Genomic DNA, 22,733 nt, shown 5'->3' with positions numbered 1-22,733 from the left:
AATTAGTTGCTCTTGCTTACCTGAGAAATAACCTGGCCGGAGATGTCCAGCTTGCTGGCGGCATACGGGGCGGCATTGCGCTCCAGCACCAGATCGTAACCATTGCTCTTGGCGATGGAATCGATGGCAGCCTGCACCTTGGTCAGGATCTTGTTGCGCTCTTCGGACTGACGGCGACCGTTGTCCTGCTCAAAGGCTTGACGCTTCTGGTTGAACTCCATCTGCAGCTTGGCCAGCTTCTCCTGGTTCTGCTTCTTCTGCTCGGCGCTCATGAAGGCTTCATCCTTGCGGAACTTCTCGACCAGCTTCTGGCCTTCCTGTTCCAGCTTCTGCAGCTCACGCATGCGCGGCTCGAATTCACCTTTCAGCTTGGCTGCAACGGCTTCACGCTGGGGCAGCTTTTGGAAGACTTCGCCCATATCCACCACGGCGATCTTGGTCTCAGCGAAGGCAGAACCCATGCCGGCAGCCATCAGTGCAAAGCTCAAACCAGCTACTTTCAACGCTTTATTCACACTTACTCCTTGTTCCCTCATGGCGAGGGCTACCTGATTTACCCGATTATGCAAGCGGCGTTAGGACCGTCTTGTTACCTGGTGAGGCACGCATACCGCGCGTCCCATCATTGAAGACCCCCACCGCATGGGTGGGGGCAAAACTCTGCTTAGAAAGTACGACCGATGTTGAAGGAGAAGACTTCGGTGCGATCCCCTTCATATTTCTTGATCGGCTTGGCCAAGGCGAACACCAGCGGCCCCATCGGCGAGAGCCACTGCAGGGAGACACCGGCAGAGACCCGGATATTGCCCGGGTTGGAGTAGTCCTGGCTCAGATAGTTGCAATCAGAACCGGCGGCGCAAGGATATGCTCCGTTGGCAAAATCGGTGCTCCAGACGGTACCAGCGTCCATAAAGACGGTGGAACGGATCTGCGGACGATAGGTCTCGGAGACGAACGGGGTCGGGAAGACCAGCTCCAGTGAGGCGACGGCCAGAGCGTTGCCCCCCACCGAGGTGTCGGAACCTTCGTAGTAGCCAGTTTCACACGGCTGAGAACCCGTGCAACTGCCAGCACCCGGCTTGTTGTAGGTCTTGTAGATCGCCTTGGGACCAATGGTATTGCTCTTGAAGCCACGTACCGTATCGAAACCACCGGCATAGTAGTTCTCGAAGAACGGCAGCATGGAGTCATCGCCATAGCCGTTACCGTAAGAGACACGACCCTTGCCGATCATTACCCAGCTGTGATCCGCATCGAGCGGGAAGTAGTGGGCATCTTCGGCAGAGAGCTTGTAGTACTGCAGCTCCATGCCCGGTACGGTCACCTTGGCGTTGATACGCTGACGATCGCCAGAAGTCGGGAACATCCCCTTGTTCAGGGTAGAGCGGGTCCAGCCAGCGGTGACATCGACGGTCACAAAGTCGAGGTTGGAACCATCCTGTGAGTAAGCATTCCAGAACTGATCCATCTGTACCGACTGGCGGTTATCATTCCACTGATCCCAGCAGTAGGTATTGCCATCAGTATCCGGATTGTCCTTCAGACACTCCTGATAGTTCTGGGCATTGAAGGACGGACGGCTCAGCTTGGTGCTCTCGATACCGGTACTGAAGTCGAGACGGTTGAACTCGTTGACCGGGAAGCCGCTGGAGAGACGGAAACCGATGGTTTCGTTCTCGTAATCAACGATATCGGCATCATCGGCGCGGAACTGGTTGTAGTAGACCCGACCACCCAGGCTGACACCATCCACGGTGAAGTAGGGGTCGTTGTAGCTCAGGTCAACGTTCTTGGAGTAGTCGTTGGTGCTGGCGTTGATGGAGACCTTTTTACCGGTACCCATAAAGTTGTCCTGGGAGATCCCCGCCTGCAGGCTCAGACCCGATTCGGTACCGTAACCGATACCGGCGTTGATGGAGCCTGCTGGCTGCTCCTTGACCTTGAAGTCGAGGTCAACCAGGTCATCGTTGCCCGGCACCCGCTTGGTGTCCACTTCTACACTCTCGAAATAACCGAGACGGTTGAGACGGCTCTTGGACTGCTCGATGTTGTCGGAGGAGAGCCAGGTGCCTTCCATCTGGCGCATCTCGCGACGCAACACCTGATCTTCGGTGGTTGCGTTACCGCTGAAGTTGATGTTGCGCACATAGACACGAGGGCCCGGCTCAACGTTGACGATCAGCTCAACTTCCTTGGTCTTGTCATTGACCTGCGGGAAGGTGACCACTTTCGGATAGGCATAACCGTAACGGCCGAGGAACTTGGAGAGCACCTCTTCGGTATGAGTCACCTGACTGGCAGAGTAGGTGCTGCCGGCAGCAATCGGGATCAATCCCTTCATCTCGCCACCGCGGTCGATCAGGTCACCCTTGAGCTGGACACCGGAGACCTTGTACTGATCCCCTTCCTTGATGTTGAGGGTGACGTAAACGCCCTTCTTGTCGGGGGTCATGGAGACCTGGGTAGACTCCTGCTGGAAGCGGATATAGCCACGATCCATGTAGTAGGAGCGCAGGGTCTCGATATCACCCGCCAGCTTCTGTTTCTGATAGCGCTGATCGGCGGTGAAGTTCCACCAGGGCACTTCGTCGCGCAGGGAGAGCTGGGCAATCAGTTTCTCTTCCGGGAAGACGCTGTTGCCGACGATGTTGATCTGCTGGATCTTGGCCGCTTCCCCTTCCACGAAGGTGAACTTGAGGTCGACCCGGTTGCGCGGCAACGGGGTGACGATGGCCTTGACCTTGGCGGAGTATTTACCCACGCCATAGTAGAAATCTTCCAGTCCCTTCTCGAGGGAGGTGAGCACAGTGCGATCTAGCGGATCGCCCACACGGATGCCGGAGGACTCCAGACTCTGGGTCAGTTGCTCCTCTTTGATATCCTTGTTGCCGGCAAACTCGATACTGGAGATGGTCGGACGCTCCTTGACCATCACCTGCAGCACCTGGCCGTCACGGTAAACCTTCACATCCTCGAAGTTACCCGAGGCATAGAGCTTTTTGATGGCGCTGGCCAGAGCCACGGAGTCGACGGTATCACCGACCCGGATCGGCAGGTTCAACAGTGCGGCACCCAGGGTCACCCGTTGCAGACCTTCGACCTGGATATCTTGCACCACAAAAGAGGCAGGGGCCGCCTGGGCCAGGAAACTGGCACCCAGCAGGCAACTCAACACCAATGCTTTTTTAACAGCCATTTTGTTCTTATGTGTCCTTGTTGATGCTCTGGCCTCAGAGGCGAGCGAAATCGTTAAACAGCGCAATGCCCATCAATAACATCAGAATGGCGGCACCGATCCTGAAACCCACTTCCTGTATTTTCTCTGATACCGGCTTGCCGGTGACCGCTTCGATAAGGAAATAGACCAGATGGCCACCATCGAGCACCGGCAGGGGGAACAGATTGATAATCCCCAGGTTGACGCTGATCAGCGCCAGAAAACTCAAGAAATAGACCAGACCATAGTCGGCACTGCTGCCGGCGCCCTTGGCAATGGAGATGGGGCCGCTCAGGTTGTCCAGCGACACGATGCCACCGATCAACTTGCCAATCATGTCAAAGGTGAGCGTGATCAGGCTCCAAGTCTTGTCCGCGCCATGCCACAGCGCCTGCAAAGGCCCATACTGTAACAGAATTCGATATTCATCCGGTAATGGAACCAGTTGCGGTGAGAGACCGACGAATCCTACCAGCTTGCCCTGCACCTTGCGGCTATCCGGGGTCAGGGTCACGTTGAGATCACTGTTGTTGCGCTCAACCACCACTTGCAGGGGTTCGCCCGGTGCCTGCTGCACCAGTTCGACAAACTGGGCCCACGCGGTAATAGGCTGATCGCCGACCTGTTTGATACGGTCACCGACCTGCAGCCCCGCCTTTTCACTGGCACTCTTGGCCACCACGGCAGCCACGACTGGCAGCACTTTGCCACTCAGGGGGACGATCCCCAAGCTGCCGATGGGCGACTCTTTATCCGGATCAAAAGTCCAGCCGGTCAGCGACAAGGTTTTATCGGTGGCATAGCTGGTATTGGGTGCCTGCACCTTGAGAGTCACTGCATCATCACCCAGATGACTTATAAGAGCGTAGGTGACGCTCTCCCAGTCACCGGTCAGCTCATCGCCGACCCCGACAATCTCCATCCCGGGCAGCACACCCGCCTCGGCCACGATGGATGCCGGACGCACTTCACCGATCACCGGCTTGACGCTCGGCACCCCGATGATAAACATCAGCCAGAGGGCAAACAGGGCAAAGACGAAGTTGGCCATGGGACCTGCGGCGACAATCGCCATCCGCGCCCAGACACTCTTGTGGTTGAAGGCATACTGCTCGTCACCGGGCTTGAGTTCATCGACCCGGCCATCGAGCATCTTGACGTAACCACCGAGCGGGATCAGCGCCAGCACATATTCGGTGCCATCTTTACCCATCCGGCGCCAGATCGCCTTGCCAAAACCGATAGAGAAGCGCTCAACCTTGACGCCACAACGACGGGCCACCCAGAAGTGACCAAACTCGTGCACCGCGACCAGCAGGCCCAGCGCAACAACAAAAGCACCGATATTCCACAACACACCGCCCATCAGCCAAGCTCCTCAATCAAAGTGTGAGCACGGGCTCTTGCCGCACCGTCCAGGGCAAACAGATCATCGAGCGAGCCGACGGCGCTGCTCTCCAGCGCCAGCATCACGGCCTCGTTGATCCGGGCAATATCCATAAAACCGATGCGCCCGGCCAGGAAGGCGGCAACCGCCTCCTCGTTGGCCGCATTGAGCGCAGTAGTCGCCGCTTGTCCCTTCTGGCAGGCATTGATGGCCAGCGCCAGACAGGGGTAGCGATCATAATCAGGCCGGATAAAGCTGAACTCTCCGACACTGAAGAAATCCAAAGGTTCCACACTGGAGGGGATGCGATTGGGATAAGCCAGCGCATGGGCAATGGGGGTACACATATCCGGATTGCCAAGCTGAGCCAGCACGGAGCCATCCTTGTACTGCACCATGGAGTGGATCACCGACTGCGGGTGGATCACCACCTGGATCTGCTCGGGCGCCGCATTGAACAACCAGCGCGCCTCGATGTACTCCAGCCCTTTGTTGATCATGGTGGCGGAGTCGACCGAAATCTTGGCCCCCATCGACCAGTTGGGATGAGCGATAGCCTGCGCCGGCGTCACCTTGGCCAGATCGCTGATCTCGGTGTAACGGAACGGGCCGCCGGAACCGGTCAGCAAAATCTTGCTGATCCCCGCCGCCGCCAGATCACAAAAACCGGGCTGGCGCTGCACGGCAGTCGGCAGACACTGGAAGATGGCATTGTGTTCGCTGTCGATGGGCAGCAGCTCGGCACCATGCTCGCGAACGGCCTCCATGAAGAAAGCACCGGACATCACCAGCGCCTCCTTGTTGGCCAGCAAAATACGCTTGCCGGCACGTACCGCGGCCATGGTCGGGGCCAGTCCGGCCGCACCGACGATGGCGGCCATCACGCTATGGGCGTCGGGGTGAGCGGCAACCTCGCAGAGGGCTGCTGCACCAGACATGACCCGGGTCGCACTGCCGTGCGCTTTCAGACGGGCAGCCAGTTCACGGGCGGCATCCTCATCGACCATCACGGCAAAACGGGGGGAGAATTCGAGGCAGTCCCGCAACATGGCATCCACGTTGCGGGCGGCGGTCAACGCCAATACTTGCCAACTGCCCGGGTTATGGCGCAGCACTTTCAAGGTACTCTGACCAATGGAGCCAGAGGCCCCCAGAATAACCAGTGACTTGTGCATCAAAACTCCTGACTGAGTAGCAGATAACTGAGCAGAAACACCGGCAGGGCGGCGGTCAGGCTGTCGATCCGGTCGAGAATGCCGCCATGACCCGGCAACAGGGTGCCGGAGTCCTTGATGCCCGCCTCGCGCTTGAACATGCTTTCGGTCAGATCGCCGAGTACGGAGGCTAGCACCGCCAGCAGAGAGCAAAACAGCACGGTGATCATCTTGGCAGGAACAAATCCCATCGACCAGGTGACACCGATGGCCAGCAGGCTGGCGGTAAAGAGGCCGCCGCACATCCCTTCGATGGTTTTGCCCGGACTCACAGCCGGTGCCAGCTTGTGCTTACCGAACGCCTTGCCGAAAAAATACGCGCCAGAATCTGCCGCCCAGACCAGTCCCATCACGAACAACAGGATCCAGGCCCCCATCATGGGGTCATGGTAAAAGTTGTAACCACGGATGGCGACCAGCGACCAGAAGAAGGGAACCAGAGTCACCAGACCAAACAGCGACTTGAGCCAGATAGACTCTTTCCACAGCTTGGCGCTTTGGGGATAGCGCAGCACCATCAGCAGACCCAGCAGCCACCAGCTTACCGCGGTCCAGAGCACGCCCATCACGAGGGGGTGCAGGTGAGGCGTCCAGAGTTGCTCCACCGGCAGCCAAAAGAGGCTGGCACCGAGCAACAGACAAAATACGATGGGTAACCATTGCTGCGGAGCAGCAGAGACAAACCCACTCCATTCGCGACTGGCCAACAAAAACACCAGCGCTGCCAACAGGGCAAAAAATTTCAATGGCAGAAAGAAGAGCGCCCCCAACACCAGGGGGATCAACATCAAAGCAGTAATAATTCGTTGTTTTAGCAAAAGAAACCTCTCTCTTGGGAGCGGGGTTTAGCCGGTCTGCTGCTCGGCGATCAATTCCCGTATCTGTTCACCCGTGCAACCGAAGCGACGCTCGCGGGCAACGAAAGAGGCAACCGCCTCACTGAACTCGGCCTCGTTGAAATCGGGCCACAATACCGGGGTAAAATAGAGCTCTGCATAGGCGAGCTGCCATAACACAAAGTTGCTGATGCGATGATCGCCACCGGTACGGATCAGGAGATCCACCGGCGGCAGGTCGGCCATACACACTTCGCGACCAAGCATGGATTCATCGATGTCATCGGCGGCCAGTTCACCGGCAACAACCGCGCGGGCCAGCTTGCGAGCCGCCTGAGCGATATCCCACTGGCCGCCATAGTTGGCCGCAATATTCAGGGTCAATCCCTTGTTATTGGCGGTCAAGGCTTCCGCCTTGGCGATTTTGGCCTGCAACCGATCACTGAAGCGAGCGGTATCGCCAATCACCCTGAGCCGGATCCCGTGACTGTGAAGTTTGTTCACCTCGCGGCCCAGCACGGTAATGAACAGCTCCATCAAGGCGCTGACTTCCCCTTCCGGACGACGCCAGTTTTCGCTGGAGAATGCAAACAGGGTCAATGCCTCGATCTTGGCTCGCGCAGCAAAGGTAACGGCCTCGCGCACTGACTTGACGCCCACCTTGTGGCCATAAACCCGCATCTTGCCTCGGTTCTGGGCCCAGCGACCGTTACCATCCATGATGATGGCGACGTGACGGGGTAAAGACGAGTTGGCACAATCACCCAACGCAGCCAAAAGCGACATGGTTTTCTCCCACAAAGACAAAAGCGCCGTGCAGGGGCACTACACGGCGCTCGTAATATACCTTTCAGGCGCTTAGATTTCCATTAGCTCCTTCTCCTTTACAGCAAGAGCCTCATCGACCAGCTTGATGTAGGAGTCAGTCAGTTTCTGGATCTCTTCCTGGGCGCGACGGTCGTCGTCTTCGGAGATCTCTTTGTCCTTCAGCAGCGCTTTCAGGTCGGCGTTGGCATCGCGGCGAATGTTGCGCACGGCAACACGGGCGTTTTCCGCTTCGGCACGGACGATCTTGGTCAGGTCGCGACGGCGCTCTTCGGTCAGCGGCGGCAGCGGCACGCGCAGAGTCTGGCCATTGCTGGAGGGGTTCAGGCCCAGATCGGAGGTCAGGATCGCCTTCTCTACCGCCTGGATCATGGAGCGGTCAAAAATGGAGATGGAGAGGGTGCGAGCATCTTCTGCCACGACGTTGGCCAACTGTTTCAGCGGAGTGGCAGCACCGTAATACTCAACCTGGATGCCGTCGAGCAGGCTCGGGTGAGCACGGCCAGTACGGATCTTGGACATCTGGGTCTTGAGTGATTCGACACTCTTGCCCATACGCTCCTTGGCGTCGTTTTTAATCTCGTTGATCACAGCGGTTTTCCTTTTGGCGAACGAGCCGCCATGCGGCTCGCATCTATATTATTTGCTGACGTAATGGATCAGGGTACCTTCCGGCTCACCCATGATAACCCGGCGCAAAGCGCCCGGCTTGTTCATGTTGAACACCCGGATCGGCAGATCATGGTCACGTGCCAGAGTAAAAGCAGCAAGATCCATCACCTTGAGCTCTTTTTCAAGAACTTCATCATAACTCAATTCATGGTACAGCACGGCATCCGGATTCTTGACTGGATCTTCGTTGTATACACCATCAACCTTGGTGGCCTTGAGCACTACATCGGCTTCGATCTCGATCCCGCGCAGGCAAGCCGCAGAATCGGTAGTGAAGAAGGGGTTGCCAGTACCGGCAGAGAAGATCACCACTTTGCCTGCACGCAGCTGGCTGATTGCCTCGGCCCAGCTGTAGGAATCACAAACCCCTTGCAGGGAAATGGCAGACATCAGACGGGCATTCACATAAGCACGATGCAGAGCATCACGCATGGCCAGACCGTTCATCACGGTTGCCAGCATACCCATGTGGTCGCCCACCACGCGGTTCATGCCCGCCTTGGCAAGACCGGCACCACGGAACAGGTTGCCGCCACCGATGACCAGACCGACCTGAACACCCAGCTCAACCAGCTCTTTGATCTCTTGGGCCATCCGCTCCAGCACTGCCGGATCAATGCCGAAACCCTCGGATCCTTGCAGGGCTTCACCACTCAACTTCAGAAGAACACGTCTGTATGCAGGTTTGGGATTGGTACTCATGTCACTGATTCCTGGTCATATAAAGACCGCGACATAAGTCGCGGTCTGGGGAAACGGAAAAACCGGTTCGATTAGGCCTTTTGAGCGGCCGCGATTTGGGCTGCAACTTCAGCAGCGAAATCGGTCTCTTGCTTCTCGATGCCTTCGCCCACTTCGAAACGGGTGAAGGAGACAACGTCAGCGCCTTCTTTCTTCAGCAGCTCGGCAACAGTCATGGAAGGATCTTTCACGAACGGCTGACCAGTCAGGGAAACCTCACCGGTGAACTTCTTCATGCGACCTTCAACCATCTTCTCGGCGATCTCTTTCGGCTTGCCGGAGTTGATGGCGATGTCGATCTGGATTTCGCGCTCTTTGGCAACGACTTCAGCAGATACATCTTCAGGCTTGACGAATTGCGGGCTGTTGGCTGCAACGTGCATGGCCAGATCTTTGGCCAGTTCGTCGGAACCACCGGTCAGCTTGGTGATAACACCGATGCGGGAACCGTGAACGTAGGTGCCCAGGTTGTCACCTTCAACCAGCATCACGCGACGCAGGTTCATGTTCTCACCGATCTTGGCGATCAGGTTGGTGATGGTCAGCTCTACGGATTCGCCGTTGCCAAAATCAGCGGCTTTCAGCGCATCAACGTCTGCGATCTTCTGGGTAGCTGCGATCTCGACGATCTTCTGACCCATGGCCAGGAAACCGGCATCCTTGGAAACGAAGTCAGTCTCGCAGTTCAGCTCGATCATGACGGCAACGTTGCCTTCGGTACGGGCGAAAATCACACCTTCAGCGGCGATACGGCCAGCTTTCTTGGCGGCTTTGGCCTGACCGGATTTACGCATGTTCTCGATGGCCAGCTCGATATCGCCGTTGGCCTCTTCCAGTGCTTTTTTGCAATCCATCATGCCAGCGGCGGTGCGCTCGCGCAGTTCTTTTACCAGGGCGGCAGAAATGTTTGCCATGTCCAGTATCCTCGGTCTTGAATTGACAAGAAACAGGGGCCACAAGGGCCCCTGCTAACCAATTACATCAGCTTGGTTAATAAGGGCTTTGCAGACCTTATCAATTACTCAGCTTCAACGAAGCCATCTTGTTCGGCTTGAACAACGATGTCCTGCTCGCGAGCTTCCAGTACGGTGTCAGCAGCAGCATTCAGGTACAGCTGTACGGCACGGATAGCGTCGTCGTTACCCGGGATGACGTAATCAACGCCGTCCGGGTTGGAGTTGGTATCAACGATGGAAACTACCGGGATACCCAGGTTGTTGGCTTCTTTGATAGCGATGTGCTCGTGGTCGGCATCGACAACGAACAGAACGTCAGGCAGGCCGCCCATGTTCTTGATACCACCCAGGCTCTTCTCCAGCTTTTCCATTTCGCGAGTACGCATCAGCGCCTCTTTCTTGGTCAGCTTGTCGAAGGTACCGTCTTGGCTCTGGGTTTCCAGATCTTTCAGGCGCTTGATAGACTGACGAACGGTTTTCCAGTTGGTCAGCATACCGCCCAGCCAGCGGTGGTTTACATAGAACTGGTCGCAACGCTCAGCGGCTTCTTTTACGGCTTCAGACGCGGCACGCTTGGTACCAACGAACAGTACCTTGCCTTTCTTGGCAGCTACGGAGCTGATGAAGTTCATGGCATCGTCAAACATCGGAACGGTTTTTTCCAGGTTGATGATGTGAACTTTGCTGCGGGCACCGAAGATGTAGGATTTCATTTTCGGGTTCCAGTAACGAGTCTGGTGACCGAAGTGAACGCCGGCTTGCAGCATGTCGCGCATAGAAACTTTAGCCATTTTATACCTCTGTATTGGGGTTAGGCCTCCACACATCCCATATAACCGACCCGTTAAGGCACCCCGGCATATGTGTCGATGTGTGTGTGTTGTTTAAGTAAGGGTGATGAAATCGGGACGCAAGTTCCCCATTCCGGCGCGCTTTATACCATAACTTTGTTCAGGACACCACCGGCCGACACCCTAAACAGGTGTAAATATGGATCCCGCCAGAGGATGCTGCGACGCCGATTTGACGTTGTGATGACAATCACACTGGAAGTACGCGGGGGTTGCGGATAAAATTTTGCCCTGATTGCAAACGCATCTATTTTTCATTACCTGTCCTGTCTGCCCTCGCAGGCCCAGTGGCAGGCCGCAAGAGAGATCCCATGTCCATTAAAATCAAGACACCGGAAGAGATTGAAAAGATGCGCGTTGCCGGCCAATTGGCCGCCGATGTGCTGGTCATGATTGCGCCCCATGTCAAAGCTGGCGTCACCACAGACGAACTGAACACCCTCTGCCACGACTATATTGTCGACGTACAACAGGCGGTTCCAGCTCCGCTCAACTACCACGGCTTCCCCAAATCCATCTGCACCTCGGTGAACGATGTGATCTGCCACGGCATCCCGAATCACAAGAAGCTGCGCGATGGCGACATCATCAACCTGGATATCACCGTCATCAAGGATGGTTACCACGGCGATACCTCGGCCATGTTCATCGTGGGTGAAACCACCCCGCTGCGCCGCCAGCTCTGCAAAGTTGCGCAAGAGAGCCTCTACGCCGCCATCAAGAAGGTGCGTCCGGGTGCCTGCATCACCGAAATTGGCGCCGTGATCCAGCCCATCGTCGAGAAGGCCGGCTTCTCCGTGGTGCGTGACTACTGCGGTCACGGTATCGGTGCCGAGTTCCACGAAGAGCCGCAGATCCTCCACTACCGCAACAGTGGCAAGCTGGAGCTGAAAGCGGGCATGTGCTTCACCATCGAGCCGATGGTCAACAGCAAGAAGTATCACTGCAAGGTCAATCCGAAGGATGGCTGGACCGTGACCACCAAGGATGGCGGCGACTCCGCCCAGTGGGAACACACCCTGCTGGTGACCGAGGATGGCTGCGAGGTGCTCACCCTGCGCCCCGATGACACTATCGACCGCTTCATCAAACACAGCTAACATCGAACCCCGGCCCTGAACTTCCAAAGCGCCGGGGTTTTTACTTCTGTTTCAGCCGTTTGCCTGCCACTGTGTGTGAGATGCCATGGACGCCAGCCTGCTTTCCCCCCATTTGTTACCCGATGACCAGCTCACTCGCGACAACTGCAAAGAGTACCTGAGCCGCTTTCTCGGCTGGCTGCACGCCCGTTTTGATGCCGGCGACAACATCATCGAGCTGGTCGCCACCCGCTCCGAGTACATGGATCAGTTGCTCTGCCGGTTGTGGCAGAAGTTTGGCTTTGACAAGAGCGATCTGACCCTGATCGCGGTGGGGGGCTATGGCCGCGGCGAGCTGCACCCCCACTCCGATATCGACCTGCTGATCCTCTATGACGGCGACGAACTGGACGAGGTGTTGGGACTGCGCATCGGCGAGTTCATCACCTTACTGTGGGATCTCAAGCTGGAGGTGGGTCAGGCGGTGCGCAACGTGGCGGAGTGCCTCGAGCAGGGGCGCGCCGATATTACGGTCGCCACCAACCTGATCGAGGCACGCTACATCACAGGTCGCCAGGAGGGCTTTCGGCAACTGAAAGAGGCCACCGGCCCCCAGCACTTCTGGCCGAGTGAAGCCTTCTTTCGCGCTAAACGGCAAGAGCAGGCGGAGCGTCATCAGCAGTTTCTCGGCACCGCCTACAAGCTGGAGCCCGATCTCAAGAGCAATCCGGGCGGCCTGCGGGATATTCAAACCCTCGCCTGGGTCGCCCGCCGCCACTTTGGCGCCACTACCTTGTTCGAAATGACCAGCCACGGCTTTCTCAATCGCGCCGAGTACCGCGAACTGCTCGACTGCCAGAATTTTCTCTGGAAGGTGCGTTTCGCCCTGCATATGGCCATCAACAAGGGAGATAACCGCCTGCTGTTCGATCGCCAGCGCACTGTAGCCCAAATGTTGGGGTTCGAAGGGGAAGGCAACACTCCGGTCGAGCAGATGATGAAGCGCTTCTACCAGACGGTGCGGCGGGTCTCGGAGCTCAACGAGATGCTGCTGCAGCTGTTTGACGAGGCGATCCTCGGCAACACCGCCATGGATGTGCGCCGCCTGTCCGACGAGTTCCAGCTTCGTGGCCGCCTCATCGATGCGGTGGATGCGGAGCTGTTTAGCCGTGAACCAGCCGCCATCCTGCGCCTCTTCTATCAGATGGCCCAGCATCCCGAGATTGCGGGCATCCACTCGGCCACCTTGCGCCAACTGCGCGAGGCGCGCCGCAAACTCAACTGCTGGTTGCAGGACTTGCCTGACTGCCGTCGCCTCTTTATGGCGCTGCTGCGCCACCCCAACGGCATCGGCCTGCCGCTCACCCTGATGCACAAGTACGGCATTCTGGCGGCCTATCTGCCCCAGTGGAACCTGATCGTCGGCCAGATGCAGTTCGATATGTTCCACGCCTACACGGTGGATGAGCACACCCACAGGCTGCTCAAGAACATTCATCAGTTTCCCAATCCGGCCAGTCGCCAGAGCCACCCGCTCTGCCACGAGGTCTTCACCCGGCTGCGCAAACCGGAGCTGCTCAGCATCGCCGCCCTGTTCCACGATATAGCCAAGGGACGGCGTGGCGATCACTCGGAACTGGGCGCCGTCGATGCGCTGGAGTTCTGCCAGCTGCACGGTCTGGATCGCTACGAGAGCCGACTGGTCGCCTGGCTGGTGCGCCACCATCTGCTGATGTCGGTTACCGCCCAGCGCCGCGATATCTACGATCCCGACGTGGTCACCGACTTTGCCCAGAAGGTGCGCGACGAGCAGCATCTCGACCTGCTCTACTGCCTTACCGTGGCTGATATCTGCGCCACCAACGACACCCTGTGGAACGACTGGAAGGGCACCCTGCTGCGGGAGCTCTACTTCGCGACCCAGAAGGCGCTGCGCCAAGGGTTGGAGAACCCGCCCGACATGCGGCTGCGCATTCGCGAAAACCAGCGTCAGGCCAAGCAACTGCTGGCGCAACGGGATGTATCGGAAGAGGCAATCAACCTGCTCTGGGCCGATTTCAAGGCCGACTACTTCCTGCGTCACAGCCCGGAGCAGATCGCCTGGCACTGCCGCCATATCATCGAGCATGGCGACAATCCGGCACCGCTGGTGATCATCGGCAAACACCCGACCCGCGGCGGCAGCGAGGTATTTATCTACTGCCGCGATACCCCGAATCTGTTTGCCACCGTGGCCTCGGCGCTGGATCAGAAAAACCTTAACATCCACGACGCCCAGATCATGAACTCGCGCAGCAACTATGTGCTCGATACCTTCGTGGTACTGGAGCCAAGCGGCGAACCCATCAGCCCCAACCGCACCGCCACCATCAAGAAAGCGCTGGAGAAGGCGCTGCAGGAGCCGGGCAAGCTGGTGCTGCGCAACAAGCCGCTGTCGCGGCGCCACCGCCAGTTCAGCGTACCGACCCGGGTAGTCTTTCTGCCCCATAAAGGGGAAAGCCGTCACACCCTGATGGAACTGACTGCCCTCGATACCCCCGGCCTGCTGGCGCGGATCGGTGCGGTTTTCCAGCAGTGTGGACTGTCGCTGCACGCCGCCAAAATTGCCACTTTCGGTGAGAGGGTCGAAGACTTTTTCAGCCTGACCAGCCTCGATGGCGAGCCATTGACCGCCGAGCAGCAAAAACAGCTGGAAGAGCGACTGGTACACCAGCTCAATCCCCAGCAGTCGGTACTGGATTAAGCGAAGAGTGATTCGAAAGAGGCTGATTGTCGGGCGTTTTTTGCTATGCCAAACAACTGGTTGGCGCACACTGGATGAAGAAATGGCCACTGGCTGGAAGAATTCCGGTCAACCCCTTAAAAACAGTCGGAAAAGTGTGATACAACAAACAGAATTTTTTAAAGGAAACCTGTCATGACCGAGTTGCAACAGATCATTGAAGCGGCCTTCGAGCGCCGCGACACCATTACTCCGGGCTCCGTGGATAGCACCACCAAGTCCGCCATCCTGCAAGCCATCGACCTGCTGGACTCCGGTAAGGCCCGGGTTGCCGAGAAGATTGCCGGTGAGTGGGTTGTCCATCAGTGGTTGAAGAAAGCGGTACTGCTCTACTTCCGCATCAACGACAACGGCATCATCAAGGGCGACGATGCCCAGTACTACGACAAGGTTCCCCTCAAGTTCTCCAACTACACCGCTGAGCAGTTCAAGGAAGCGGGTGTGCGCGTGGTGCCGCCGGCGACCGCCCGCAAAGGCTCTTTTATCGCCCCTAATACCGTGCTGATGCCCTCCTATGTCAACATCGGCGCCTTCGTTGACGAAGGTACCATGGTCGATACTTGGGCTACTGTCGGCTCTTGCGCCCAGATCGGTAAGAACGTCCACCTCTCCGGCGGCGTCGGCATCGGCGGCGTACTGGAGCCGCTGCAGGCCAACCCGACCATCATCGAAGACAACTGCTTTATCGGTGCCCGCTCCGAAGTGGTTGAAGGGGTGATCGTCGAGGAAGGTTCCGTCATCTCCATGGGCGTCTTCATCGGCCAGTCCACCCGCATCTATGACCGTGAAACCGGCGAGATCCACTACGGCCGCGTACCGGCTGGCTCCGTGGTCGTCTCCGGCTCCCTGCCCTCCAAGTGCGGCAAGTACAGCCTCTACGCGGCGGTGATCGTCAAAAAGGTCGATGCAAAAACCCGTGCCAAAGTCGGCATCAACGCCCTGCTGCGCTCCATCGACGAGTAATCAGCATTGCTGTGATGAAAGGGCGCCTGATGGCGCCCTTTTCATTTTGGCGCCCCTGTCACAGGCAAGCCATGAGGCATCGGTTAAGATGGATGGGACAGGATCGTTTCAAACCGAGGAAGCCTGATGTACGAGAATCTGAAGAGCCTGGGGATCCAGGATCCCGCCTCCGTCGACAGCTATACCCTGCGCCAGGAGGCCAACCACGACATCCTCAAGATCTACTTCAAGAAGCAGAAAGGCGAGTTCTTCGCCAAGAGTGTCAAATTCAAGTATCCACGCCAGCGCAAGACCATGCTGGTCGATTCCGGTACCCATGAGTACAAGGATGTCACCGAGATCAATGCCAACCTCAAATATGTGGTGGATGAGCTGGACAACCTGACCCAGGGCGTCCATCAGCAGGCCGACCCGGACATCAAGCAGAAGATCCTGCGCGACCTGCGCCATCTGGAAAAAGTGGTGCAGAACAAGATCAGCGAAATCGAGCGGGATCTGGAGAAACTCTAGCCCCACCGATTCGACAAAAGAGCGCCTTGGTGGCGCTCTTTTTATTGGCTCACTTTATATGGGTTTATCTGGTGATGGCGTGCGATAAGGCGAGCGAGGCACACCAGCAGTTGTGCCGACATAGGGCATCCCGTTACGCATCGCCTTTTGGGCAACATGACACTTGCCGAGATCGACCTGATGCGACTCGCACGATCTATAACCAGAAATAGCAAGAGGGAGACTTTCGCCTCCCTCTTCAAACACGCTGATATTCAGGCAACAGAATTAGTTGCTCTTCATCCAGATGTCCATGTCGGTTTTCAGGTTGTCGGACTTGGTACCGAAGATGGCTTGAACGCCGGAACCAGCCACTACCACACCGGCAGCACCCAGTTTCTTCAGACCAGCCTGGTCAACTTTGGCAACATCTTTCACGCCAACACGCAGACGGGTGATGCAGGCATCCAGAGAAGCGATGTTCTCTTTACCACCGAAGGCGGCAACCAGAGCAGCAGACATCTCGTCTTTGCCTTGGCCAACGGCCTCTTCAGCAGTCTCGTCTTCACGACCCGGGGTTTTCAGGTTCATGGCACGGATAACGAAGCTGAATACCACGTAGTAGATGGCCGCGTAAACCAGACCCAGACCAACCAGCAGCAGCATGTTGTCGGCACGCGGTGATTGCACCACGAAGTCGATGAAGCCATTGGAGAAGGTGTGACCGTGTACGATACCCAGAGAGTTGGTCAGCACATAAGCCAGACCAGCCAGTACAGCGTGGATTGCGTACAGAACCGGAGCGATGAACAGGAAGGAGAACTCGATCGGCTCGGTGATACCGGTCAGGAAAGAGGTCAGGGCTGCAGAGGCCATGATACCAACGATCTTGGCGCGGTTTTCCGGCTTGGCAGCGTGAGCAATGGCGAACGCAGCAGCAGGCAGACCGAACATTTTGAACAGGTAGCCACCAGCCAGCTGACCAAAACCGTTACCGGCAGCGCGGGAAGCGTCATCAGCAGTCAGGAAGCAGGTCATGATACCGTGAACAGTTTCACCGGCACCGTTGACGCAGGTACCAGCCTGATAGAAGAACGGTACGTTCCAGATGTGGTGCAGACCGAACGGGATCAGGGAGCGCTCAACCACGCCGTAGATACCGAAGGCAAGTACCGGGTTCTGGTTGGCAGCCCAGTCAGAGAAGGCACCAATGGCGCCACCCACTGGCGGCCAAATCACGGACAGGATCACACCCAGACCGATGGAGAGGAAACCGGTGATGATGGGTACGGCACGCTTGCCCGCGAAGAAGCCCAGGTACTCTGGCAGCTGGATCTTGTAGAAGCGGTTGAACGCCCAGGCTGCGATACCACCGGCCAGGATACCACCCAGCACGCCGGTTTCGATGGTTTCAACACCCATCACAGGTGCCATGACCTTCAGGGTTGCGACCATGATGCCGTAGCCAACGATGGCTGACAGACCGGATACACCGTCGTTATTGGTAAAGCCCAGAGCAACACCCACTGCGAACAGCAGGGCCATCTGGCCAAATACAGAACCACCGGCTTGCTCCATCAATTGGGAGACAATTTCCGGCATCCAGCTGAAGTGGGCAGCACCCACCCCCAGCAGAATACCTGCGACTGGCAAGACTGATACTGGCAGCATCAGCGCCTTACCAACCTTTTGCAGATTAGAGAAAGCATTTTTGAACATTGTGTGCGCTCCTGAATGGATTGTCGTCCCTGAACGATCTATCTGGATGAAATAAGCACTGATTCATTCAGATATCTTCGAGTCGGGCTTGTTTATTTTGACCATCAGAATATAACCCAGCGGGTCATAAATTGCTGCTTTCGAAGGCGGGGGAATATTGAATTTGGAGGGAAGATCACAACTTGTTTAGCGGCTAAAAAACGCATCTAATAGAAATTAATAATCCGCATTATCACTCTATTACAAAGACATATAAATAGCAGTTTCACTTTGTATTTTAATAATGCCATTTACATCAAATAGCAACTCACTGTAACAGAATGTAACGGCGTGATTTTTATTTATTACAGTCTACCGATTAAAAAGGCCTCCAACAAGGGAGGCCTCAATAAATATATCTGACCAGCAAACGGTCGTATTACTCTATTGTTGCGAGCGCTTGACCGCATCAATAAACACGCTTTTTGCCTTGGTTGAACCGGCCCGCTCGGCCTCGTTCACCAGCTTCATCGCCTTGTCGATATCCCCCGCCTTGACCGCTTTTTCGATCTGGCTCTGGTAGAAGGCTTCTGTTTCACTCAGCATGGCAGGAGCAGGTTTGGCTGCGACCGCAGCTGTTGCAGTTGTGGTAACGGCTGCGGTAGTCGCTATCGCTGCAACCTGCTGACCCTGGCTCATAGCCACCTTGTCGGCATATTCGGGTTTGAATACCGCTTCAAGACCACTTCCACGGGCCATATCTTTGACTTTGATCTGCACCAAACCCCACGGGGAGTGCGGGATCACCGGATCCTTGATATCAGGCTCAACGGTACCATTAGCGCGAGCAAATGCTTTTGATGGATGCAGGATTGTTGTGCTGCCTGAGAGCTTATCCGCGGGCGCATAAACGATCATGTATGTTTCGCTGGCCGGGTTGCCAGGCATGCTGCGGTCAACAAAAACACGTCCTTCGATACGGTCGTTATCGAGCAAGTGAGCAGGCTGATAGCTGAATACTGACTCACCCAGGACCCGAGTCACCTTGAACTCGGCATCCAGCATAATGACCTTGGGCACCATCACGGTTTTGCTCACCTGTGATGCCAGGTTGATCGCCAGATTGCCGGTGTTGGTCGGCAAGCGATAAGCAGCAAAGTAACTCATCCCCTCATCAAACTGAAAAGTGGGTTGCTTGCCATCAATGGCCAGCAAGGTCTCACCTTCAGGCAAGGGGGCATAACTGAAATCTTTAAACGCCACACAGCAGCTTGAGGCTTTGGCCAACGCTTGCTTGGCTTGATCTGCATCGCTCAAGATCGAGCCATGTTCTTGCAGAGGAACAACCATGTTTCCGGCACAACCGGTTAATAGCGCAGTGATTACGGCTGCAATAGACATCTTTACCCGTTTCATTTTTCTTATCTCCATAATCCGGTGGCCGTGATCCGGCGAAACAAAACTGCCCCCATAAGGGGGCAGTCACTAACTTAACTTAAACTTTTGCTTACCACCAAGCTTCTGCTTGCACACCAAACTGGTAGGTGTCTTTGGAGGTATTGCCTTCGAAGACTTTCTTGTCTTCGTCGTTAGCCAGGTAGGAGGCGAACACACGGATTTCCGGACGGGCCCAGAAGCTGGAACCAGCAGACCAGGCTTGAGCCAGGGTCAGCTTGTAGCCGGCATCTTTGTCTTCGCTGCCATTGGTGGACTTGTTGTTGTCCTTGAAGTAACCGCCTTCAAAGATGGTCTTGTTGAAGTCATCCCACTTGTACATCGGGCGAACAACAACAGACATGGTTTCCCACTTGTCGTTGCCGTCCCACATTTCGTTGCCTACACCGTAAACCAGCTGGTGACCCATCTCCCAGGAGTTGCCCATCGGAACAACGCCCCAGTTGATGATACGGAAACCGTCAGCACCGTCTTTGGCTTCAGCGCCGTACCAGGAACCATCGCCATAGAAAGCCATGGTCTTGGAGTAACCTTCGGTACCGTATTGCAGCACGGTTTTGTTGAAACCACCGAGGATGCCAGCGGTCAGTTCAGCAGTCAGCATCACGCCATCTTGCGGATTCTTTTTCAGTGCTTTCTGATCGTTGGTCTCATTGACCAGAGCATAGTCAACGCCCAGTTCCAAGGACGCATCGGTCCACAGCGGGATGCCGGCATAACGCAGATCCAAGGTGTTAACGTTCAGATCTTCATTCTTCTGATAGGTCGGGTTACCGTTGCCATCCACTCCGGTTTGGGTGTACTGGCCAAACACATCGGCAGCGCTGCGATCGTTGCGTACCCATGCGAAAGATACTTTACCCGGACCAGCCTGGATGCCTTCGATACCAGCACCGGCACCGGAGATGTTCCAGTAGTAGAAGTCGGAGATGTGGATGTCATGGCGTTGATAGTAACGCTTACCAGCCCACAGGGTTGCTTCAGGAGCAAAGTTCAGCAAGCCTTTGGCTTGTACGTTGAACTGACGCAGAGCGAAGTCGGAATCACCATTGCACTGCTTGGCATCGAAGTTACAAACAGTACCGGTACCTTCCCAGTCGTTTGAACCGTTGGAAGCCATGGCAAACATGGAATCAACATAGAAAGTCTTGCCATCTTTGTTGAATACTTCCTGACCCAGTTGCACTTCACCGTAGGTATCATTTTCGTTACCAAGACGGCCAACTTTATTGACGTTGTATTTAACCATGTCGCCGTCGCCGGAAACACCGACGCCGGAACGGAAATAACCGTGGAAATCTACGGCAAAGGCGGCTTGGGAAGCCAGGGCGGCAGTAACAGCTGCTGCAATCGGGAGCCACTTCATTTTCATTGTCATATTCCTTATTTCCCGCAGTGAGGAGTGTGATCCTGAATATTCAACTTCTTATCACCATGTAATCCTGTTGGTGATAACCGAGGTTGATTATAGGGAGCGTATTTCACGACAAATATGAAGCGACTCACAAAATGGCGACAAATCGCTCGGCAAACGATCTCCACAACAACAACAAGTAAAAAAGCCATCAGCCGCGCAATTAAAATCCAGAAAAAAAGAAAAACACACAACAACAACAACCCTGAAAGCGTTATCATTAATTAATTCGCGATAGAACTAAAGTCATTATTTTACGTTCGAATGACAAAAACATGACTGAGATCGCTTTCAAGATGGAACTTTTATTTGGATGACGGGTCTGCGGTGCGCGTGAAACCATTACGGCAATGGAATGCTAAAAGGGGAAAATACCCCTCCGCCATCAGGGGAAATATGCGTTGCAGAGTGAGATGGTTTTTGTGCAAATAACAATCCCCTGCTACTTAAGGCTCAGGGGATTGATATGGCTCTATTTCAGAGAATATTCAGGGCTGAATATCCCACTTTTTCAGCCAGCTGAGTGCCACCTGTTCGGGTTCATCGTGCACGGTAGCATCTAGCTCCAGCGGGGGAATCACTCGCGTGGCGCCCAGCTCTTGCAGCAATCCGTCCAGCCGACGGCCCGCGCCACAAAAATGGTCATAGCTGCTGTCGCCCATGGCAATCAGGGCATACCGCAGCCCCTTGAGCCAGGGCGCCTTGTCAGCCAGCTCGCTGGCAAAGGGCTGCAGATTGGGAGGAATGTCCCCCTGCCCTGTGGTGGCACTGACCAGCAATAAAAAACGGCCGGGGTCGATGTCCACCAGCCGTGCTTCTTCGTGCAGGGTGCAGTAATGCCCCTTGCGTTCCAACTCATCTGCCAAGGTCTCGGCCACCAGCATGGCTGCGCCGTAGACAGTTCCTATCACGATATCGATCTGCGCCATTCTCCGCTCCCCGCGTGAGTCACTCTTTTGAGCAACTCTATCAGCAAGCTGGCGTCAGATGCCACCGGTTCAAGGCTGAGGATCAGGCGCTTAGTAGTCGCTCTCGCTGGCGGGCCAGCCCAGCTCGGCAAACAGGCGCAGCACATCCTGACCGAGCGGAGCCTGGATCCGCATCGGCACCTTGAGCACAGGATGGGTAAAGCTCAGGGTGCGGGCCACCAGCAGCAGCCGTTCGCAGCCAAAGTGCTCGCGAAAGAAACGGTTGTGGCGCCCATCCCCGTGGGTGGTATCCCCGACGATGGGGTGGAACAGGTGATCCATATGGCGGCGCAACTGATGCTTGCGACCGGTCTTCGGGAACAATCTGACCAGACTGTAGCGACTGGTAGGGTGCTTCTTGGAGACCGCGTGGGGCAGCTCGACCTGATGCAGGCGACGGAAGGTGGTGACGGCATCCTGCGCCGGGCGATCCGGGTTGCTCATGGCATCGGCAATCTTGTCCAACTGCTCCTTGAGGGGATAGTCGATCACCCCCTGCTCGGGCGCCCAGCCACGCACCAATGCCAGATACTCCTTGTGCACCTGACGTTGGGTGAAGGCTTCAGTGAGTGCGCGGGCAATCACCGGATCGAGCGCAAACAGCAGCACGCCTGAGGTGGGACGGTCGAGGCGATGCACCGGATAGACATGGCGACCGCCGATGAGATCCCGGGTCATCTGCATGGCAAAACGGGTCTCGCCCTTGTCGAGCCAGCTGCGATGCACCAGCAGACCGGACGGCTTGTTGACCGCCACCAGCCACTCATCCTGATAGAGCAGGGTCAGCTTCAGGTCACTCTCTTCTCGGGTTTGATCTGGCATCATTGTTCTATCACTTTGCCGGAGAGCAGCAGATCGAAGCGGGCGATCAGGCGCAGCAGCGCTTCAGCTTCGGCCAGATCTTCTTTGTAGACTTCGCTGGCCATGGGATAAAGGGAGACGCTGGTGGGCAGCGGCGCCTGCAACATCACCAGCTGCTCCATGCGCGGGATCAGCACGAACTGCAGCCACTGATCAAAGCTCAGGGTATCGACACAAAAAGGCAGGGTGCTTGCCAGGGCTTCGTCACCGGGATGGTCAGCTTGCCAGCGCTCAAGGCGCTGCAACTCGGCGGTGAGTTCCCCCAACAGGCCAGCTACCAGCAAATATTGATTCATCTCGCTCTCTTCCTCATAACCACAGATTG

At 56.2% G+C, this 22,733-nt stretch carries 20 protein-coding genes; 4 read left to right on the top strand and 16 right to left on the bottom strand.

Going from position 1 to position 22,733, the window contains the following annotated elements; translation table 11 throughout:
- Positions 1-2: 2 nt before the first annotated feature.
- From G5179_RS10705 to rpsB, 10 genes are all read right to left on the bottom strand, one after another.
- Complete coding sequence (locus G5179_RS10705; protein ID WP_005338563.1) at positions 3-515, bottom strand: OmpH family outer membrane protein; 513 nt, start codon at positions 513-515, stop codon at positions 3-5.
- 149 nt (positions 516-664) lie between these two features.
- A complete protein-coding gene (gene bamA / locus G5179_RS10700; protein ID WP_075114987.1) occupies positions 665-3,196 on the bottom strand; it encodes an outer membrane protein assembly factor BamA in 2,532 nt (843 codons plus the stop codon).
- A 34-nt stretch (positions 3,197-3,230) separates the two neighbouring features.
- On the bottom strand, positions 3,231-4,583 hold the full coding sequence (gene rseP / locus G5179_RS10695; RefSeq protein WP_266134120.1) for a sigma E protease regulator RseP: 1,353 nt from the start codon (positions 4,581-4,583) through the stop codon (positions 3,231-3,233).
- Complete coding sequence (gene ispC, locus G5179_RS10690; RefSeq protein WP_421258333.1) at positions 4,583-5,779, bottom strand: 1-deoxy-D-xylulose-5-phosphate reductoisomerase; 1,197 nt, start codon at positions 5,777-5,779, stop codon at positions 4,583-4,585. The genes rseP and ispC overlap by 1 nt, the downstream gene beginning before the upstream one ends.
- Positions 5,779-6,636, bottom strand: coding sequence for a phosphatidate cytidylyltransferase (locus tag G5179_RS10685; protein ID WP_216951880.1), 858 nt, complete (start codon positions 6,634-6,636; stop codon positions 5,779-5,781). Before G5179_RS10685 ends, ispC begins: the two co-directional genes overlap by 1 nt.
- Before the next feature lie 27 nt (positions 6,637-6,663).
- Positions 6,664-7,440 carry a polyprenyl diphosphate synthase gene (gene uppS / locus G5179_RS10680; protein WP_421258332.1) on the bottom strand — a complete coding sequence of 259 codons (777 nt, stop codon included), beginning with the start codon at positions 7,438-7,440 and terminating at the stop codon, positions 6,664-6,666.
- A gap of 72 nt (positions 7,441-7,512) precedes the next feature.
- Positions 7,513-8,070 (bottom strand): ribosome recycling factor, encoded by a 558-nt coding sequence (gene frr / locus G5179_RS10675; protein WP_421172796.1) that lies wholly within the window; start codon positions 8,068-8,070, stop codon positions 7,513-7,515.
- 48 nt (positions 8,071-8,118) lie between these two features.
- The gene (gene pyrH / locus G5179_RS10670; RefSeq protein WP_005343782.1) at positions 8,119-8,853 is read right to left on the bottom strand and encodes a UMP kinase; all 735 of its coding nucleotides are present in this window, start codon (positions 8,851-8,853) and stop codon (positions 8,119-8,121) included.
- A 71-nt stretch (positions 8,854-8,924) separates the two neighbouring features.
- Positions 8,925-9,806 carry a translation elongation factor Ts gene (gene tsf, locus G5179_RS10665; RefSeq protein WP_005343781.1) on the bottom strand — a complete coding sequence of 294 codons (882 nt, stop codon included), beginning with the start codon at positions 9,804-9,806 and terminating at the stop codon, positions 8,925-8,927.
- A 104-nt stretch (positions 9,807-9,910) separates the two neighbouring features.
- Complete coding sequence (gene rpsB, locus G5179_RS10660) at positions 9,911-10,639, bottom strand: 30S ribosomal protein S2 (RefSeq protein ID WP_005343780.1); 729 nt, start codon at positions 10,637-10,639, stop codon at positions 9,911-9,913.
- A gap of 371 nt (positions 10,640-11,010) precedes the next feature.
- On the opposite strand from rpsB, the gene map reads away from it, so the two are divergent.
- The 4 genes from map (at position 11,011) to G5179_RS10640 (ending at position 16,033) form a co-directional block, all read left to right on the top strand.
- On the top strand, positions 11,011-11,799 hold the full coding sequence (gene map / locus G5179_RS10655; protein WP_005338579.1) for a type I methionyl aminopeptidase: 789 nt from the start codon (positions 11,011-11,013) through the stop codon (positions 11,797-11,799).
- Positions 11,800-11,884: 85 nt separating this feature from the next.
- Positions 11,885-14,521, top strand: a complete 2,637-nt coding sequence (glnD, locus tag G5179_RS10650) for a bifunctional uridylyltransferase/uridylyl-removing protein GlnD (protein ID WP_106842373.1) — start codon at positions 11,885-11,887, stop codon at positions 14,519-14,521.
- A gap of 174 nt (positions 14,522-14,695) precedes the next feature.
- Positions 14,696-15,523: a 2,3,4,5-tetrahydropyridine-2,6-dicarboxylate N-succinyltransferase gene (gene dapD / locus G5179_RS10645; RefSeq protein WP_042081110.1), complete on the top strand. Its 828-nt coding sequence runs from the start codon at positions 14,696-14,698 to the stop codon at positions 15,521-15,523.
- Positions 15,524-15,649: 126 nt separating this feature from the next.
- Positions 15,650-16,033, top strand: a complete 384-nt coding sequence (locus tag G5179_RS10640; protein WP_005338583.1) for a DUF3461 family protein — start codon at positions 15,650-15,652, stop codon at positions 16,031-16,033.
- Positions 16,034-16,300: 267 nt separating this feature from the next.
- Here G5179_RS10640 and ptsG read toward each other — a convergent pair whose 3' ends face one another.
- The 6 genes from ptsG to G5179_RS10610 all read right to left on the bottom strand — a co-directional run bounded on the left by ptsG (position 16,301) and on the right by G5179_RS10610 (position 22,704).
- Positions 16,301-17,731 carry a PTS glucose transporter subunit IIBC gene (gene ptsG / locus G5179_RS10635; protein WP_005338586.1) on the bottom strand — a complete coding sequence of 477 codons (1,431 nt, stop codon included), beginning with the start codon at positions 17,729-17,731 and terminating at the stop codon, positions 16,301-16,303.
- Between the two features lie 423 nt (positions 17,732-18,154).
- Positions 18,155-19,126, bottom strand: a complete 972-nt coding sequence (locus G5179_RS10630; RefSeq protein ID WP_421258331.1) for a MalM family protein — start codon at positions 19,124-19,126, stop codon at positions 18,155-18,157.
- A gap of 91 nt (positions 19,127-19,217) precedes the next feature.
- Positions 19,218-20,537: a maltoporin gene (locus tag G5179_RS10625; protein WP_302054505.1), complete on the bottom strand. Its 1,320-nt coding sequence runs from the start codon at positions 20,535-20,537 to the stop codon at positions 19,218-19,220.
- A 530-nt stretch (positions 20,538-21,067) separates the two neighbouring features.
- Entirely contained in the window at positions 21,068-21,508 is a 441-nt protein-coding gene (locus tag G5179_RS10620) for a flavodoxin (protein ID WP_421258330.1), read from the bottom strand.
- A 90-nt stretch (positions 21,509-21,598) separates the two neighbouring features.
- Positions 21,599-22,372, bottom strand: coding sequence for a tRNA pseudouridine(65) synthase TruC (gene truC / locus G5179_RS10615; protein ID WP_041202291.1), 774 nt, complete (start codon positions 22,370-22,372; stop codon positions 21,599-21,601).
- Positions 22,369-22,704: a YqcC family protein gene (locus G5179_RS10610; RefSeq protein ID WP_005338596.1), complete on the bottom strand. Its 336-nt coding sequence runs from the start codon at positions 22,702-22,704 to the stop codon at positions 22,369-22,371. The genes truC and G5179_RS10610 overlap by 4 nt, the downstream gene beginning before the upstream one ends.
- Positions 22,705-22,733: the final 29 nt, after the last annotated feature.

Source organism: Aeromonas sp. 600886, from assembly GCF_049174935.1.
Lineage (GTDB): Bacteria > Pseudomonadota > Gammaproteobacteria > Enterobacterales > Aeromonadaceae > Aeromonas > Aeromonas veronii_A.
The sequence above is the reverse complement of the archived record's forward strand: the minus strand, read 5'-3'. Positions and strand labels throughout refer to the sequence as shown.